At 47.0% G+C, this 16562-nt stretch carries 12 protein-coding genes, 1 rRNA gene and 1 pseudogene; 2 read left to right on the top strand and 12 right to left on the bottom strand.

The features are described 5' to 3' along the window. Positions 1 to 203: 203 nt before the first annotated feature. The 9 genes from E5336_RS00645 to lepB all read right to left on the bottom strand — a co-directional run bounded on the left by E5336_RS00645 (position 204) and on the right by lepB (position 11759). A complete protein-coding gene (locus E5336_RS00645; protein WP_135979158.1) occupies positions 204 to 1190 on the bottom strand; it encodes a MucBP domain-containing protein in 987 nt (328 codons plus the stop codon). Position 1191: 1 nt separating this feature from the next. After that, the gene (locus E5336_RS00650; RefSeq protein ID WP_135979159.1) at positions 1192 to 1923 is read right to left on the bottom strand and encodes a hypothetical protein; all 732 of its coding nucleotides are present in this window, start codon (positions 1921 to 1923) and stop codon (positions 1192 to 1194) included. 18 nt (positions 1924 to 1941) lie between these two features. Beyond that, positions 1942 to 2733 (bottom strand): hypothetical protein, encoded by a 792-nt coding sequence (locus tag E5336_RS00655; protein WP_135979160.1) that lies wholly within the window; start codon positions 2731 to 2733, stop codon positions 1942 to 1944. Next, positions 2730 to 3239: a hypothetical protein gene (locus E5336_RS00660; RefSeq protein ID WP_135979161.1), complete on the bottom strand. Its 510-nt coding sequence runs from the start codon at positions 3237 to 3239 to the stop codon at positions 2730 to 2732. The genes E5336_RS00655 and E5336_RS00660 overlap by 4 nt, the downstream gene beginning before the upstream one ends. Positions 3240 to 3242: 3 nt before the next feature. Continuing rightward, positions 3243 to 4256: a hypothetical protein gene (locus E5336_RS00665; RefSeq protein ID WP_135979162.1), complete on the bottom strand. Its 1014-nt coding sequence runs from the start codon at positions 4254 to 4256 to the stop codon at positions 3243 to 3245. A gap of 21 nt (positions 4257 to 4277) precedes the next feature. Then, entirely contained in the window at positions 4278 to 5099 is an 822-nt protein-coding gene (locus E5336_RS00670) for a class C sortase (RefSeq protein ID WP_135979163.1), read from the bottom strand. 110 nt (positions 5100 to 5209) lie between these two features. Continuing rightward, entirely contained in the window at positions 5210 to 6919 is a 1710-nt protein-coding gene (locus tag E5336_RS00675) for a SpaA isopeptide-forming pilin-related protein (protein WP_135979208.1), read from the bottom strand. Between the two features lie 129 nt (positions 6920 to 7048). Beyond that, on the bottom strand, positions 7049 to 11143 hold the full coding sequence (locus E5336_RS00680) for a DUF7601 domain-containing protein (RefSeq protein WP_135979164.1): 4095 nt from the start codon (positions 11141 to 11143) through the stop codon (positions 7049 to 7051). Between the two features lie 25 nt (positions 11144 to 11168). After that, positions 11169 to 11759, bottom strand: a complete 591-nt coding sequence (gene lepB, locus E5336_RS00685) for a signal peptidase I (protein WP_135979165.1) — start codon at positions 11757 to 11759, stop codon at positions 11169 to 11171. Between the two features lie 308 nt (positions 11760 to 12067). Here lepB and rrf point away from each other — a divergent pair. Beyond that, positions 12068 to 12181, top strand: a 5S ribosomal RNA gene (gene rrf, locus E5336_RS00690). Between the two features lie 151 nt (positions 12182 to 12332). After that, positions 12333 to 13321, top strand: a pseudogene (locus E5336_RS00695) (IS30 family transposase). Here the strand turns inward: E5336_RS00695 and E5336_RS00700 are convergent. From E5336_RS00700 to E5336_RS00710, 3 genes are all read right to left on the bottom strand, one after another. Further along, positions 13313 to 13879, bottom strand: a complete 567-nt coding sequence (locus tag E5336_RS00700; RefSeq protein WP_168353489.1) for a MurR/RpiR family transcriptional regulator — start codon at positions 13877 to 13879, stop codon at positions 13313 to 13315. The pseudogene E5336_RS00695 and the gene E5336_RS00700 overlap by 9 nt on opposite strands. A 137-nt stretch (positions 13880 to 14016) precedes the next feature. Beyond that, positions 14017 to 15363, bottom strand: a complete 1347-nt coding sequence (locus E5336_RS00705; RefSeq protein WP_135979167.1) for an ATP-binding protein — start codon at positions 15361 to 15363, stop codon at positions 14017 to 14019. 79 nt (positions 15364 to 15442) lie between these two features. Further along, complete coding sequence (locus E5336_RS00710) at positions 15443 to 16528, bottom strand: 6-phosphofructokinase (RefSeq protein ID WP_277820716.1); 1086 nt, start codon at positions 16526 to 16528, stop codon at positions 15443 to 15445. Between the last annotated feature and the right edge of the window lie 34 nt (positions 16529 to 16562).

Consider the following 16562-nt stretch of genomic DNA (forward strand, 5'->3'; position numbering starts at 1 on the left):
TCAAAACGCAACATCCGGCTCGGTTTTGTGTTCTTTTGGACAAAATAAAAACAGCCACATAAATAGTTTTGTTTGGACGACTAGTTGGCTGTTTTTATTCCCAATTAAAATCCGAACCATTCATTGAATGAGTTCATGGCTGTTTTTACATACCCATTATACCGCGCCATTTCTTCATACACAATGAAAAAAGCCTAGACGCGCTAGGCTTTTGGAACCACCGGCAAATTGCGGTTGTCGTTGTCGTCATCCGGCTTGTTTCGTTCCTCTTCTTCTTTCTTTTTCTTTTGAATCAGGAAATACACAAGGCCTCCAATGAGCACGAGCGCCAGCGCGCCAAGACCCACGATCCACGGCCAGGAAACGGTCGATTTTTTCGTTTGCTGTCCGTTGTCGCTGTTTTCCGGTCCGGCCAATGGCACATCCGGATCATCCAAGTCGATGATTTCCTGCGGCGGTGTCGGCGTAGTCTGCTCCTGCTGTCCTTCGTCGCCGCCTGGAGTCGTCGTTTGCTCGTTAGCCGGCAATGTTTGCGTTTGGGTTTCCTCCTCCGGTGTGGTTTGTGGTGTCGTCGTTTGTGGCGGCGTCGCTTGCGGTGTCGTCTGCGCCGGCTCTTCCTCGTTCGTTGACGGCGTTGTGGTCTGCGTCGTCACGACAGGCGTGTACACGAACGTGAACTCGTTGTCGGCCGCGTTACTCGACAGCGTGCGCACCAAATTGTACGCCTGCGGCTGGTAGCCCTCGATATAGCGGAACGCCACGACCGGACGATCGCCCACGTTGCCAAAATACTCCACGCTGTCGACCAGCGTGTTGCCCTCCTGGTCCATATAGTTGACGCGATACGTCGTGCCGTTGCCCTTCACGCCATACACGACGACATAGTCCATGTCCCGGTCGGCGATCGCAGGAAGCGGCTGCACGGACGTCGCGTTGTCCTTGCCACTCTCCTTAAAGCCCTTCACATAGTATTTCTCGTTGTCCAGACGCACGTTGTTCATATCAAAATAGTCCGAAACCGGCTCGCCGGCCCGTACCGTCTTTTCCACGATCAATTCGTCGCCATTGAGGGCGCTGCCCTGCATGCCCGAGTAAATGCGGATCGTGTACGTGTATTCCTCCTGCGCGTGTACCGGAAGACCCAGCAGAAAAATCAGGCCAAACATCCAAATCGCTTTCAATCCTCGCATGCTATTTCGCCTCCCTGTTCTTCTTCCAGCCAAACAGCGCCAGACAAAGCAGGATCACGCCGCTCGCGCCACTCAACACGAGCCACGGCACTTTGGCCGCGTACGCCGACGTGTCCACCGAACGCGTCGTGCGCCCGGTCGAAGAGCTTGGCCGCGCGTCGTTGAGTTCCACCGCGAAGCGCATTTCCAAATCGGCCAGCGTCGACTGGTAGTTGTTGCCTTGCGTCTCGCCATCAAGCGCCACTTCCAGATCCACCGTGCCCCGCTGGTTTTGTTTAAGCGTGTCCAAAAAGAAATACTCGTCGAGCGCGTCCGTGGCCGCGTTCAAGCCGACGCCCGCCTTGTTTTCGCCTTCGCCGCCGACGCTTTGCGAGTCGAACAGCACCTGCTCGCGTCCGTTGGCACCTGTGTACGTCAGCCGGTACGTGTACGCGCCGCCCGAAGCCACGTCCACCGTGTCTTCCAGAGAGCGCAGCACGTCGTTGCTCATATACCAGTCGGTCGTTTCCTTGTTTTCATTGCGAATGGCGACGTGGATGACCGCGTTGTCGCCAGGCTGCATTTCGTACAGCACGTCGTCGATCGACGCCGTCGAGAAATTGCTCGCCATCTTTTCGTCTTTCGTAAACGAGACGGCCCAGTTATCCTTGCCCTGCATCGTTTCGGCAAAGACCGGCTCGATCCACAACGAACCCGCCATCAAAAGAGAAAGGATCCATCTGCTTTTTTTCATCGTTTTCCTCCCCCTTTCCTACGCGCCAAGCGACAGCTGATCGCCTTGCACTTGCACGCGTTTTCCCCACGAGCTGTGGATCGCGTCCTGCGCGTTGTGTTCCTGCACCGCGTCCACGTTGGCCTCGATACAAAAGCGCAGTTTATCGTACGTGTACGTAATCGTCGTTTTCTTTTTGCCATCCACAACTTCCTCTTTCACGCTCTTGTGCGCCTGGAGTTTGGCATCCACCTTGAACGAGTCGGTCAACGGCTTCGTGTCGCGGTTGTTTGCGTCCGTCCTGAGCAAGTCGCGGTAGTAGTACACTTCGCGCTCCGCGCTCGACGCTTCCGTATCGTGCAGCCACACGTCCTCGTTGATAATGCGCAAGTCGATGAGCGCCGGCGAAACGGTCGTGATCTTTTTCCCGTTTTCATCCATCCAGTAGCGGGTGACGACGACGCGGACAAACTCGTTGATGTCGCCCGAGTTGCGCACCGTCAGCACTTCCGGATAGCGTTTTCCAATGACGAAAGTTTCGTTTTCCTCCAACAGGCTTTCGAGCAGCTTGCCGTCGTTTTGGTCGTTGTTGTTGGTTTGATCCCATTTTCCGTTGGCGTCGTAGTCGCGATACGAAACGACTTCCCCGTTTTCGAGCAGGGACACGCCGATGCGCGACAACTGCAAACGCGACTGGTACGTGGGCGAGTAGTACGTGAGGGCGGCTCGCGTGCCCGACACGCCCGTGCCCAGCAACAGGCCGACGGCCATCACGAAAAGCAAGCCGATCACGATGGGTTTGGAAAGAAATGCCGTGATTTTCTTCATCATCCTTCACCTCGCTCGATTTCAATGGTTTTATTCCAGTCGGCTGGCAGCGGTTGGCCTTCCTCGTCAAATTCGACCGGTACCGATTCAGACACGACGATGACGTTGAAGTCCTGAACGACATCGGATGGCGCGTCCTCGATGCCAAACACGATTGGATCGGTCATGTTTTGCCCTTCTTCCGGATAAAGAGGGATAGCGTATTCCCAATACTCCCCGACCTGGTTCCAGTGGTTGGAGCCCGGTCTTGCGTCAATGGCGTACTGGCTGCCACTAAAGACGCGTACGCGCACGTAGACGGGCCGGGAGTCCATGGACAGCTGCACTTGCACGCGTTTGCTGCGCGAGTCGGGCAGCTCTTCGACGATTTCCGTCTCGGCTTGCAAGGTGATTTCCACCGTGCCCGAAGCGGAAGCGTATGTTGTAAAGTAGGCGATGGCGGCGGGCACCGATGCCGTAAGCACGAGTGCGAGCAACGCCGTCAGGCCGATGGTTTTTGTTTTTTTCATCCGTTATCGCCCTCCAAAGTCTTGTTGCGGCTCGTTCGGGCTTTGCCGCTCGTCGTACGTGTAGCGGTTGTTGACCGAACTGCCGTGATGGTCGGTATCGTTGGAATCGTTTTCGAACGCGACGCTGGCCGCAGGCTGGTCGAGCGGGGCGATCGTGACCGTTCGCGTGTCGGTGCCGACGATTTGGTACGAGGCGCCCGAGTACACTTCCCGTACGACGACGGTGGCGCCAATCGGGATACAGTTTTCCAAAACGACCCGTTCCTGTCCGGCGCCGTTCATGACGATCGACTCGACGTTGGAGTACACGAGCGTTTCGCGCGATTCGTCCTCGTACGCCTCGATGGAGAACACGAACGTGGCGGGGCCGTTGTCGTCAAAACGGTCGAGTGTCTTGACGATTTCGAGCGAGCCTTTGCGCGGCTCCTCCTCCACTTTGAGAGTGATCGTGGAATCGTAAATCCATTCGCCGTTGCCGGTCGAGATTTCCCCGTTGATGTTCTCTTTCGTTGGCAGGGAGAACAAGATGGGCGAGAAGTGGTATTCTTTCGTTGGCGACTGGGCGATCGTGTACGTTTCGCCACGCATGTTTTGTTTCGTGTAGTCGGTCAAGTCGTTCCCGTGCGGCACGGCCAAATACAAGCCGTTTGTCAAGTCGAGCTTTTCGTCCATGCCAATGCCGGCGACCGGCTCGATCGCTTCGTTTTCCAAAACGATGTTCATCGCGTTGGAGGCGGCGCGAGTGTATGTCTCGTCGTCGAGTGTGGACAGGTCGAGGGCCGAGAAAGCCGGATCGACTTCGAACGAGTACGTGTCGTACGAAGGATCGGGCACGACGTTTCCTACTTCGTACACGTCGATGACGACATTCGCGTTGACCAGATCGGGAAGCGTGCCGTTTTCAAACGTGACCGCGCATGGCTGGTCGGCTTCCCACGCTTGTATCGTTCCGTGGAGCAGGAGGCTTAGGCCTAAAAGGCCTGCCAGCAAACTTATATTTCGTTTTTTCTTTTTCATTTCGACACCCTTTCCAACTTTCTATTTCACAAACCGGTCTTTCAAGAAGATCCAAGCCATCAGGCCAATGAGCACGACGACCGCGATGCCAATGGCGACCAGATTGCGGTCGAACAAGGACGCGTCCTGCGTCGTCATGTCGTCCGGCAAATTCGCGATGCGATGCCCGCGGATGAGCATGCGGTGCGAGTTGATACCATATGGCGTGCATGTGACAAGCGTCACGAGATCCTCGCCGGGAACGATTTCGAGGTCGTTCACTTCGGCGGGTAAAACCGTGCGGATTTGATCGACCTCGTAGGTGAGCGTTTTTCCGAGCACCCGCAGCATAAACACGTCGCCCTCTTTGAGCTTGACGATGTCGGTAAACAGCTTGGCGGATGGCAGTCCGCGGTGGCCGGAAATAACGCAGTGCGTACTGGGCCCTCCGACTGGGAGGGACGACCCTTCGATGTGGCCGATGTTCTTTTGCAGCAAATCCTCGTCGGTTCCATGGAAGATCGGCAGGTTGATGCTGACGGAAGGAATCACGACCGTGCCCATCAGTCCGTCCTGATTGACGTTGAGAGTGCTTTCGTAGCGCTCATGCATCGTAGCGGTCGGAAAGTACCGGTTGCCTTCCTTGAGCAAATCCTCGTTGTATTTTTGCGCGTCCGCGAACATCAGCTCCAAATCGAGCTCGTTCATCTTCGCGACCGCCTCGTCATACGTCGCCACGGCGCGGGCCGCGTACATATTGTTCCACCAGTTCGCCACCGTCGGATACAACAGCAAGGACAACCCTACCGTGAAAGCCACAATAAGCAGAACTGTCGACCAATTCTTTTTTAAGTAATTTTTCATGTAAGGCTCTCCTCGCCATTGCGAGAGGAGAGGAAATCCTCTCCTCACAATGGCAATTCAATATTGAATTTTCAATTCACATATTGCGTACAGAAGGAAGAAATCAACGATTATCCTTCATGTCCCATTCTTTTCTTTGTCACAAGCAGAACTGCCGATCCAACGAGCAGAATACCACCTGCCACATAGAGCATTGTCGTACCCATACCACCGGTTTCAGGGAGGGTTGTACCTTTCGTATTTTCTACCGTCGTATTTACGGTTCCAGTTGATACAGTACCATTGACAGTTTTTTCGCCAATTTTAATTGAAACACTCTTTAATTCTTTATTTTCTTGAGTCGATGTAATTTCAAATTCAATAGGCGATGTAATTAAGTTATATCCAGCTGGAGCTTTCGTTTCTTGTAAGAAATAAGTGCCATCTCCAAGACCTTGAATACCAAATGCTCCCTTCTCATCAGAGATCAACAAATATTTATTTCTATCTGTTGCTTCATCAGCAATTTTTCCATTTAAATCTTCATCTGTTAAGACTTCCCAATCAGTTATTTTTTTGTTCGTATCCATTACTGCGTACTCTTTTTGATTATTATTATTCATTCGATAAACAACAAATTCCGCACCAGTTAACGTAGTTGAAGAATCTTCTTTTGCGACTTTTGTTCCATCTAATTCAAAAGAGAATACAATGGCTTTATCTTCAGGCGTTGTTCCTGTCGGAGGCGTTCCTTCACCATCCCAATTTGGATTATTTGAGTAGTTCACAACAACCTTATTTGGATTTCCTGTACTTCCAATAACCGCGTTATTATTTAAAGTTGCTTCGTATGTGATAAAAATATGTTTTCCAGCCGCGTAATTCGGATCCTCGGCTTTGCTATTTTTAATATTTTCATCTGTAAAAGTAAATGTTCTATCTGCGGTTCCAGTTCCTGTTACAATCGAGGCGGTGAACCAATTTGTGATGTCCTCATCGGCGTTTTCACCTTCTGTAACTAAAGTATCATCCTCTGACAAATAAGCCTTAAACACTACTTTCTTATCCGCATCAACAACTGGATCCAGTGCATTAGATGCAGTATCGGAGAATTGCAAGAAATAGGATTCATAGTTCGCTAAAGCGACTTCATCAATCACTTTAGTATGAAGTTTAAATGTGACTTTCTTACCAATGCTAGAATCTGTGGCTTCAGCAAAATCAGTATCCGTTTCGTTTTTAACTGTTTTATCCACAGTCACCTTATCTTTTTTCTCTTTCACTGTAACATTGCCATTTACCGCTAGAATTGCAGGGTTTAAAGAATCTCCACTTTCAACTTTCTTTGTTGTATCGACTATTAAATAGTACCCTTGGCGGACAGTCGTCTTCCCTGGATTAGTAAGCGAAATTGGAGTCCCAGTTTTATTGTCAAAAGCAATTTGAGCTACTTTATTCGCATCTTCCACAGACAAACCATTGAACTTATTCGCCACATCTGCTGCCGTAGAACTTGCGGTTAATCCCCATGCTGGAAACGCTGTGTTCAAATCAGTTATAAAAGCGCTTGAATTGATTCCATTACCCCATTCGATATTACTTAAAACGCCTGTATTCTCAGTTTTTGCAGTTTCTCCTTCACCGGTAGTAACGTCTTCGCGAATCGCATCACCTTTAAAAATCTGGTAAGCCACTAACTCGTGATCCTTAATATCCGCGAATATCTTTGACGTTGGATCTTTTGGAGCTGAAGTTATTTCTTCCGCAAACGCTGGCACCACGGTAAACATCGTCATAACCAATGCGACCAATAGCGCACTCATCTTTTTCAAAGTTTTCATAAATAATTTTCCTTTCTATTTTCTTTTTAAGAAACTTTATATTATGGTAAAACGCAATAACAACATATTGTTTAAACTATCACTCCTTCTCTCCCCTACACTCAATCTGTAAGTTTTGAATCCGTCCCCTTATTTTTTTCTTTTTTTCCACCTTCCCTTTCTTTGTAGTGCCAACGCGTAGAACGACGTTGTCATTACGCTGGCACCTCCTGCTATAAGTGGTGGATCTATACCTGGACTTCCTGTTTCTGGAAGTTGGTAGGTTTTGTTGTTGTACACATATACAAATTTTGCATAATTGCTGCCACTTTCTGGAATCTCTCCGCTTACCGTATATATACCATTAGGAGGATTATCACCAATTGGGAAATTACATCCTGTATAGTTACACGAAGAGACTAATGTGCTAGATTTATCTGCTTCACTAAGTAATTCACGAATAGTAAATCTAGTTCCTAACGGCAAATACTTCACCACGGCATATTGGCCATTTTTTAATTTAATTTCACCTTTACTATGGTACGTGACATTTGATCTTTCTAAATCGACAGTAACTTGTCCTTGATCATCTTTCTCATAGACAGTTAAAGCATAATCGTCATTTAAACCATTTCCTTCTTTATCAGAAAGTTCTACTTCAAAAGTGTATTCTTTTTCTGGATCTGGATCATTTGACTGTTTTTCTATTGTTAATTCTCCGGTTTTATTTTCTGGAATATCAAATGATACTTCCGGCAGCGTATACTCAATATAACAAGTCGATCCTGACTGCCCTCTTTCTAAATAATAGACAGTCAAAGTATGTTTTCCTGTTGGAAGTTCTTTTCCTGCTGCCACTGAATAGGCTTTTCGAATATCTAATTCTGCTCCAAGAGTCTGGTGAACACCACCTAAATCGCAAAGTAAATAACCATCAAGAAAAACCCACATATCATCATCGCCAAAAAAGAAATATTCTAAAGGACCTTTATAATTTTCATCTAAATTAAAATTAACATCATACCTCATTCCAAAAACCATATTGTGGTCTTGGCCATCATCAGTATCGTAAAGTGAAACATTATTTCGATTCTTTCCATCAGCATCTGCTGTATACATTTTTTTTGTAGTAGGCCCTCCATGATTTTTACTGATGTCATATTTATCTAAAGGCCAGAAACTATTATATTGAAAATACACTTTATGATCCCACGATTCGGTTGAATTAAATGTGTCTAAAGTATCTTTAGTATATTGATTTGGTCCCGTAACTCCATATAACCGATAAGTATCTCCTGTACGATGGAACTTTAAACTACCTTTCAAAGGGTCAGTTTTACCTTCTGCATCTCCATCAAAAAATAAATTAGGAGCATTTACGTTATAATGTATTTTACGCGTTACTGTTTTCTCTCCAGTTTCGGGGTTAATACTTTCTATTTCATCTTGTTTATTCCCTACTATCCCAAAAACAGGATGAGACTTTACTACTCTATCTATCTCTTGAGTAATTTCTGTTCCATCAGTTTTTTTATAGGTCTTATAAATTTTTTCGCTATAGTCTCCCGCTGATTGATTGATGTTTTTTCCATTCTTATTTAAATCATTAGCATGTCCTAACGGTTCACTAATATGTTTGTTTCCAAAAATTAAGGTTGAGTTGGACGTGTTAGAATAATTGCCTTGATTATTAATCCCTATATTTTTATTTCCAAGTTTTATATTCCCGTCTTTATCAAAGAAATCATAATCCCAAAAAGTAGTAGGTGAACTAGTATCAGTCTTTACTTCTGTAAAAATCAATCGAATCACTGTATTATCAGTAATCAGCACATACTTACCTTGCGGATTTGAATTTTCATCATACAAATCATCATGATTACTATAATTTGTAAAATGCACATCATTCCAATTAGTAAATTCATACCAATCATTTTTATCTACACTTTCCGCATTCTTTCCATCTTTCAATATCCAGATTTTTTCAGGTGTATAGCTGGAGATACCATCTAACTTATTAAAATATTTCAAACTTGGTGCTTGATGATAATGATATTCAGTAGATGAATATAAAATCTCTGGTTCCGGACTTAAATACTGAATGAATTTATTTAAATATTCACCATCTTTCCCTTTTTTATAATCATTAAATTTTATGTTTTTTCCAGAAAATGCACTTGGAATCCCATCCGACATATCAATTACTTGAAAAGTGTTCTTTTGCCTATCCAATACTGGTTGCGCATAATCTGTCTCATCAGCCTCTTTGTTTTTATATAATCTTCCATAAATCTGCACCTTAAACTCTGGGTTTGGCGTTTTATTGACAATCGTTCCCAATGGTTCATCCGCATTCAAAACCGTAATAATCGACTCCCCATCGTACGCGTCATTGATCAACAACGAGTCGTTGGTCTGCACTGTCGCCATCGGCATTGACATGGTCTGGATCGTTGCCTGTTCCGGTTGTTGTACTTCTTCCTCCGGGTTTGTTTCTTCTTTTGTTGTGTTTGTTCCCTCCACCAGATTGGCCGGGACTTCCGTGCCTGGTTGTACGACTTGCAAATAGTAGCCAACTTCCGCTTCCGGGGCGGCGTCCGGGAACTCCTGATCGACATCGCAGTTGTCCACAAACTTTTTCGTCGGCGTCAGCTCCGCGTCGAACTTCTGGTCGCCCAGGTCGATTTCCTGATCGTCCACGAAGAAACGCAGTTTATAGAAAGAGAGATCCAGCAGGTTTTCCTCGTCCACCTGCTCTTTGAGCTGTTCGATCTCTTCCTGATCCTCTTCGGTCGTTTGTTCCTCGATCTTCTCGAGTTTTACGGTCGGAACCGGTTTCTCCCTTTGTTCTTCCTGTTGTTTTTCGTTGTCCTGCGCGATTTGATCGAGCTCTTCTTTGGTCAACTCGTTTTCCTCGTCGATTTTGTCCTGCACGTTTTCCTGTTCCAATAGCGAATACTGTTTGATGTGCAAGCCTTGTTCCTCGTCTTCTTCGACTGGTTCGCTCGTTTTTTCTTCCTCTTTTGGCTGTTCCTCTTCCTTTTCATCGTCAAAGACGCGTGGTTTCAGCACGAGGGTGAAATCCTCGGTTTCAATGTCGAACTGTTCCGGAAGCTGGTAGTCGATGACCGGCTTATCTTCTTTCTCTTCCTTGTTTTCGTCGTCTTTTGGTTGTTCTTCCTCTTCGTCGACTGGTTTTTGTTCCTCTTCCTCATTGTTTGTTTCGTCGTCCTCGACAGGCGGTTGCTGTTCCCCGATTTCGTTTTTGATTTCGACATACGCGTTCGTTTCGTAGTCTTTTTCATCGAGGGTGATTTCCTTCACCTGCCCGTTCAGATCGCCGACGATGACTTTCTTGTATTCGAGGTCGGTGATAATGCCGACATAATTTTTGATTTCCTTGTCGGGAATGTTTTCATCTTTCTGGTCTTTGATAAAGATGAGATCGCCGTTTTTTGGCTCGTAGTCTTCCGAAGCGAACAGTTTCTTTTCGGTCAAATCCTTGATCCACTCGTTCCAGTCGTGGCCGTACGGAATTTGCTCGTTTTTGATGCCGGCGTATTTGAGAACGAACGACGTGAACATGACGTTCCAGTCCTCGTATGGTTTGCCATACCAGTCACCGTAGCGGGTGTAGTAGTGTTCCGCGCCATCCTCGTCGATTTCAAAGTTGTCTTTGACTTCCTTGTAGTCTTTTTGAGACTTGGCGATTTGCGCGACGCGGTCGGCCGTTTTTTCTTCCAGTTTGGCCGGAATGGAATGTTCCCACTCCTCTTTCGTCTCCTTGTCGTCCTTGTTGGACTCGCACTGTCTAGTGTGGGTGTGGGCTTCTTTGCCGCAAACGAGCTCGGTCGTCCAGAAGCATTTCTCGCTGTGGGTATGGCCTTCCACCGCTTCTTTTTCCTCTTTCTGGCAGACGAGTTTCTTTTGTTCCTCATAGCACTCGTCGGTGTGCTCGTGGTCCTGGTCGCATGTCAAAACAGTTTCGACTTCGTAGCAGTCGTCCGTGTGCGTGTGGCCTTCGACGGCTTCAGTTTCTTCCAGACCGCACTGGGGCTCGTCCTGGCTTTCGTAGCATTCGTCGATGTGCTCGTGCTCTTCCTTGCCGCAATAGTACACGATGTCGTCACGTTCCATCGTGACGGCGGGCAGGATGAGGGCGTATGTCGTGCAGAAGACGACGACGCAGCTCAAAATGGATACGAAACGATGCCATACGCGTTTTTGTTGTCGTTTGTTGTTCATGGTCTGGTTTCCCCTTTCTTGTGGTTTATACGCCGCCGATGGACGTGAGCGGCCAAAGCTTCATCGTCAGCTTGCCGATGATTTGCTCTTCGGCGATCGGTCCAATCGACTTCTTTCTTGAATCCATGGAAACGCTGCGGTGGTCGCCCATGACGAACCAGCGGTCTTCGGGTACCTGGTATGGATACTCGATGTCCGTTTCGCCGAGCGCTTTTTCCTGCAAATATGGTTCCTGCAATTCCTCCCCGTTGACGTACACGGTGCCATCGTCTTCGATGTACACCCAGTCGCCCGGGCCGGCGATAACCCTTTTTACTAAAACTTTGTTGTTATAGTAGAACGCAATAACATCTCCTGTTTTGAAGCCGCTTCCCTTGAGCGACAAAACGATTTCCCCTTCGTTAAGGGTGGGTGTCATGCTGTTGCCGTAAATTTGAAGGACCGGCATCCACATTGTCGCGGCCAGGACCGCGAAAGCGGCGACAACGATGAGCACGGCAATCGTGCTGCGTAAAGTCGCTTTGTATTTTTGATTGTGGCGAACCCGATCCCTCTCCTGGATTAAAAGCGCAAGTGACGGCATGGAAACCTCGACCCCCTGTTTCCGCGTCCTCATCGCTTTGGTCCTCTCGTCTTGCTTTCTTTTACTTTCCTGTTTCCCATTTTTGTCATAGATACCCTTTCTTATAAGTATATATAACTTTCAAAATCTTCTGTAATTTAGTACAATTATAATACTCTCTTTTGAAACAAGATGTCAACGTTTAGTTTCACGATTATATTGTATTAATGATTATAGTACATTTCATTTTTCCTCTCTTTATGTCGCCTTTTCTTTTCATCTTTAACGGTTTCTCAAGCGAAAAAAAATTTCTTCAAAAAAAGCTTGCGTTTTGTCTTCTCTTCGTGTAAATTAATAGAGGATTTAGTGATGATAGCGAAGAGGAAATACCTGTTCTCGTACCGAACACAGAAGTCAAGCTCTTCTGCGCCGACGATAGTTGGCTTCGCGCCTGCGAAAATAGGACGTTGCTAAGTCCTTTTTTTTATGCTTGGAGCCGATGCCTTCGGGCATCTTTTTTTCGGCCTTGAATTTACACTTTAAGTGCAACACTAAAAAAAGTGGAACATAGAAGCACCCATGATACACTAATGGTGACCAAACCAAATGAATCAGGAGGGCATATCTATGAACCACTACACTCATCTTACTATAGAAGAGCGAGAAGAGATACTAAAATATTCATTCTTAGGCTTCTCAATCTGTAAGATTGCGAAAATACTCCACCGAAATAAATCAACGATTTCCAGAGAATTGAAAAGGAATGCTTCCCAAGGCAAATACAGTCCTTCGATGGCCCAATCAGAGTATTCGAAAAGACGAACACATTGTGGAAGAAAGAAAATATTGAATGACCCTGTTCGCTATGAATGGGTACGTAACTGCTTCTTGGATCATCAATGGTCCCCTGAAGAAATCGCTGAAGATTAGAGTACGAAAAAGCGGATTGGTCAATCAGTCATAATACGATCTATAGAGCGATCTATGCCGGCTTGTTTGATGAAAAGAATCTCTCTCATGGCAATCGAGGAGCTATTCGAAAGCTAAGACATAGAGGAAAATCAAGGCATACGAAGGACTATATCGAAAAACGAGGAAAGATCCAGATCAGCAATGAATTAAAAGATCGTCCTGAAGAAGCCAATAATCGCTCACGACTTGGCGATTGGGAGGGAGATACAGTAGCTGGAGCGACCGGAAAAGCCTGTCTTGTGACATATGTTGATAGAAAGAGCAGATTTCTAAAATGCATGAAGATAGCCAAGAAGAAAAGCGACCTGGTAAAAGAAGCGACCATTCAACTTCTAAAAGAGGAGCCACTCTGCACGATTACCCCGGATCGAGGAAAAGAGTTTACTGCGCATCCGGATATAACGGAAGAACTGAATCAAGTCCAATTTTATTTTCCGCTTCCACGACATCCATGGGATAGAGGAACAAACGAAAATACAAATGGTCTTTTGAGAGAATACTTTCCGAAAGGAAAAGATCTCACCGATATACCAGAAGAGTACATCCAAGAAAAAGTAGATGAACTGAACAAACGGCCTAGAAAATGTTTAGGCTACAAAACACCATATGAAGTGTATTATTCGGAAACGTTGCACTTAATTTGACAATTCAAGGCATAAAAAGCCACCTTCCATCGTCACAAGTAGCGCGACAGACTGATTGCCAAGATAGAGGGCCACTTCCATCTGCTCCTGCAAATCGAGGCTCGTTTCGACGATTTTCCCCATTCGTGCCATGCGCGATTGAATGTGCAAGCCAATGACGCTTGCAAACTCAAGGCCGAACACCGCGATCCGGTCCGCCTCTTTCATCCACGTGCAAATCCGGTCCATCTGCTCAACGTCCACCGTCTCGAACGCGTTTTGGATATTTTGAATGGATTGCTCGGTAAAACGGGAATAAATCGGTAGCAAGTCCTCTTTTTTCGCCCGTTTCACTTCCAAAGAATAATCGGTTTCAATGCCAAGCGATTTTTCGCAAGACCTTTTAAACTCTGTAAATCCCGAATACCCTAAAAGACGTACAAAACGGGAGATAGAGGCACAGGATACAAAGCATATATCTGCCACGTCCTGAATTGTCATCGCCGGAAGCTCATCAAAGTGATTGAGCATCGTTTTCGCAATCATATAATTCGCGTCTTTTTGATAATTTTCGTTCATTAGATGCAATAGCTGATTCAATACAAATGGATTATTCATTCTGATTCCTTTCCCAAATTAAAAAGACATTTATTGTGACATTTATTGTGACATTTATTGTGACATTTTCGTTCACCTTATCATGATCCGGGCCGTTTCTAAATTTTATCCATATGAATTTCCCAATATCCATTTTTCTTACTGCCCACACGATGGATGATTCCTTTTTCTCGCAGTTGTTTTACGTGTCGTGCAATCGTCCTATCCGTCATATTCAATTTTTCCCTTAACACTTCTCTTGTATATCCCGGATCTTCTATTAATAAATCCAGTATAGCTTGTTGTGTTTTACTTAGAGACTTTGGCAATTCCATTCGATTGATTGGCTTCCGCACCACTTGCTCCTCCGATGCGGTAAATTCAATCATAATATCCTGCGGCTTCACAAAATATTTAGGGGCCGGCGCTTCGTTTTGAGCGCATGCCAACTGGATTTTTTCCACGCCGCGTCCCCAGCTTTCAATAAATCCGGCAATATGAAATACATTCGCAAGTTTCGGGTTATATGGCCTGGAAGCGTGTTTTCCCAACAAATCATCCATTGTCCAATGTTCCGGAAGACAACCTACGTTGGCGATATACACCCGGTCCTCGTACACGCTGACCTGAATCGGGATGCATGACTGATATTGTTTATGGACAATCGCGTTTAACAACGCTTCTCGCAGCGCTTCTTTCGGTACAAAATACCGTTCGATGCGCTGTATGCCTTCATACGTGATTTTCGCCCGCATGTACTTGAGATAGACGAGCTCCATGATCCGGTCGACAATCGTGATCAGCGGGCCGTGCACCTCGTCCTGATACAGCAAGTCCGCGTCCGTTTCGAAATAGCCGATTTTCACATACGCACCCGCCATCCATTGTTCGGGCTTTTTGGCGAACAAAAGCATCGCAGCGTTTGTCAAATAGCTGCCATGAGTCAAATGGAGCTTTTCCAGCAAAACCGCTTTCGGCTCATCCAAAAGTTTTGGCTCGATCCGGCCGCTTTTGGAAGCGAGTTCCTTGAAACAGGCAATCGCCTCGTCGTCGACATCGTCCATCGTGAACACCGGAAACGCCATGTTGTCCCAAGTGATGCCTCGCTTTCGCAAAAGAAATGCTTCCAGAGCTGGGCCAGTCAACACCTGCTTCGTGCTTCCGCTTCGAATGTAGTAGATGCCTTTGCACGAAATCCCGACCGGATAAGGCGGAACGACGATTTCAATATATTCCAATCCGTTTTCTTCATACACATTGACATCAACGAGGATCCCCATCGCATCCCGTACTTTGTTTGGAATGTCCTCCAGCAGCTTTTTCACGTCGCGTACGCCAACCACGTTTCCCGCATCGTCGCGGCCAATCACCAGCCTGCCGCCCTCCGCATTCGCGAAGCCGCAAATCCACTCCAAATATTTATCGTGCCATTTTTCTTTCCATTCTATGTTTTGTGTTTCCATCATTCCAACCCCTTGTCTTTTCAATGATTTTAACATATTTCTGAACCAGAAAATAAAAAAGCCCGATTTCTCGAGCTTTTCGCTAGTCACCAAAGCTAATGCCAATTAATTTCGCCTCGCCAATGATGCTGGAGTTTGGATCCACGAGCTTTAGCTTTCCGGCCGCTTCCTTCAATGGCACTTTCACCATTTCCCGGTTTTTATAGGCGACCATGTAGCCGTATTCGCCTTTGACGATCATCCGGCCGCCCGCCGCGCCAACACGGCTGGCAAACACCCGGTCGTAAGCGTCCGGCGCGCCGCCACGCTGCGTATGGCCAGGCACTGTGACCCGCACTTCCCGACCGGTTCGCTCTTCGATTTGAGCCGCCAGCTCGTAGGAAACCGAAGGATACGGGGAGTTTTTCAGTTTTTCCTTGTATTCTTTTTTCGTCAGCTTGGCGTCCTCTTTCGAGATCGCGCCTTCCGCGACCGCCAAAATCATAAACCGGCCGCCATTTAAGTTCGTCGTTTTTTTGTTTTCGATGACGTCGATGATCTTATCCAAATCGTACGGGATTTCCGGCAGCAAAATGATATCCGCGCCGCCCGCGATGCCCGCGTTCAACGGCAGCCAGCCGGTTTTGTGCCCCATGATCTCCACGATAAACACGCGGCCGTGGCTGCTGGCCGTCGTGTGGATCTCGTCAATGGCGCGCGTCGCGATATCGACCGCCGACTGGAATCCGAACGTCATGTCCGTTCCCCACAAGTCGTTGTCGATCGTTTTCGGCATCGCCACCACGTTGAGTCCTTCTTCCGACAACAAGTTGGCCGTCTTGATCGAGCCGTTGCCGCCCAGCACGACAAGGCAATCCAAATCGAGCTGCTTGTACGTGTGCTTCATCGCTTTGACTTTGTCAATGCCGTTTTCATCCGGTTTGCGAATCTTTTTGAACGGTACGCGGCTCGTTCCTAAAATCGTCCCGCCAATCGTCAGGATTCCATTAAAATCCGACTGCTGCAAGATCCGGTATTTCCCATACATCAATCCTTTGTATCCATCCTCGAATCCATAAAATTCCACCGGCTCGTCGGCCGCGTGGCGCACAGACTTGTAGATGGCGCGCATAGTGGCGTTGAGCGCCTGGCAGTCGCCGCCACTTGTGAGCATTCCTATTTTTAACATACGTCTGTTCCTCCTTCTTTTCATTATAGTCTTC

Origin of the sequence: Dubosiella muris, assembly GCF_004793885.1 — a bacterium.
In the GTDB taxonomy this organism is placed as follows: Bacteria; Bacillota_I; Bacilli_A; order Erysipelotrichales; family Erysipelotrichaceae; genus Dubosiella; species Dubosiella muris.

What these genes read in the sequence shown, in the direction of transcription:
- E5336_RS00645 (WP_135979158.1), bottom strand. Translation starts at nt 1,190, where the DNA reads ATGCGAGGATTGAAAGCGATTTGGATGTTTGGCCTGATTTTTCTGCTG.
- E5336_RS00650 (WP_135979159.1), bottom strand. Translation starts at nt 1,923, where the DNA reads ATGAAAAAAAGCAGATGGATCCTTTCTCTTTTGATGGCGGGTTCGTTG.
- E5336_RS00655 (WP_135979160.1), bottom strand. Translation starts at nt 2,733, where the DNA reads ATGATGAAGAAAATCACGGCATTTCTTTCCAAACCCATCGTGATCGGC.
- E5336_RS00660 (WP_135979161.1), bottom strand. Translation starts at nt 3,239, where the DNA reads ATGAAAAAAACAAAAACCATCGGCCTGACGGCGTTGCTCGCACTCGTG.
- E5336_RS00665 (WP_135979162.1), bottom strand. Translation starts at nt 4,256, where the DNA reads ATGAAAAAGAAAAAACGAAATATAAGTTTGCTGGCAGGCCTTTTAGGC.
- E5336_RS00670 (WP_135979163.1), bottom strand. Translation starts at nt 5,099, where the DNA reads ATGAAAAATTACTTAAAAAAGAATTGGTCGACAGTTCTGCTTATTGTG.
- E5336_RS00675 (WP_135979208.1), bottom strand. Translation starts at nt 6,919, where the DNA reads ATGAAAACTTTGAAAAAGATGAGTGCGCTATTGGTCGCATTGGTTATG.
- E5336_RS00680 (WP_135979164.1), bottom strand. Translation starts at nt 11,143, where the DNA reads ATGAACAACAAACGACAACAAAAACGCGTATGGCATCGTTTCGTATCC.
- lepB (WP_135979165.1), bottom strand. Translation starts at nt 11,759, where the DNA reads ATGAGGACGCGGAAACAGGGGGTCGAGGTTTCCATGCCGTCACTTGCG.
- E5336_RS00700 (WP_168353489.1), bottom strand. Translation starts at nt 13,879, where the DNA reads ATGAACGAAAATTATCAAAAAGACGCGAATTATATGATTGCGAAAACG.
- E5336_RS00705 (WP_135979167.1), bottom strand. Translation starts at nt 15,363, where the DNA reads ATGATGGAAACACAAAACATAGAATGGAAAGAAAAATGGCACGATAAA.
- E5336_RS00710 (WP_277820716.1), bottom strand. Translation starts at nt 16,528, where the DNA reads ATGTTAAAAATAGGAATGCTCACAAGTGGCGGCGACTGCCAGGCGCTC.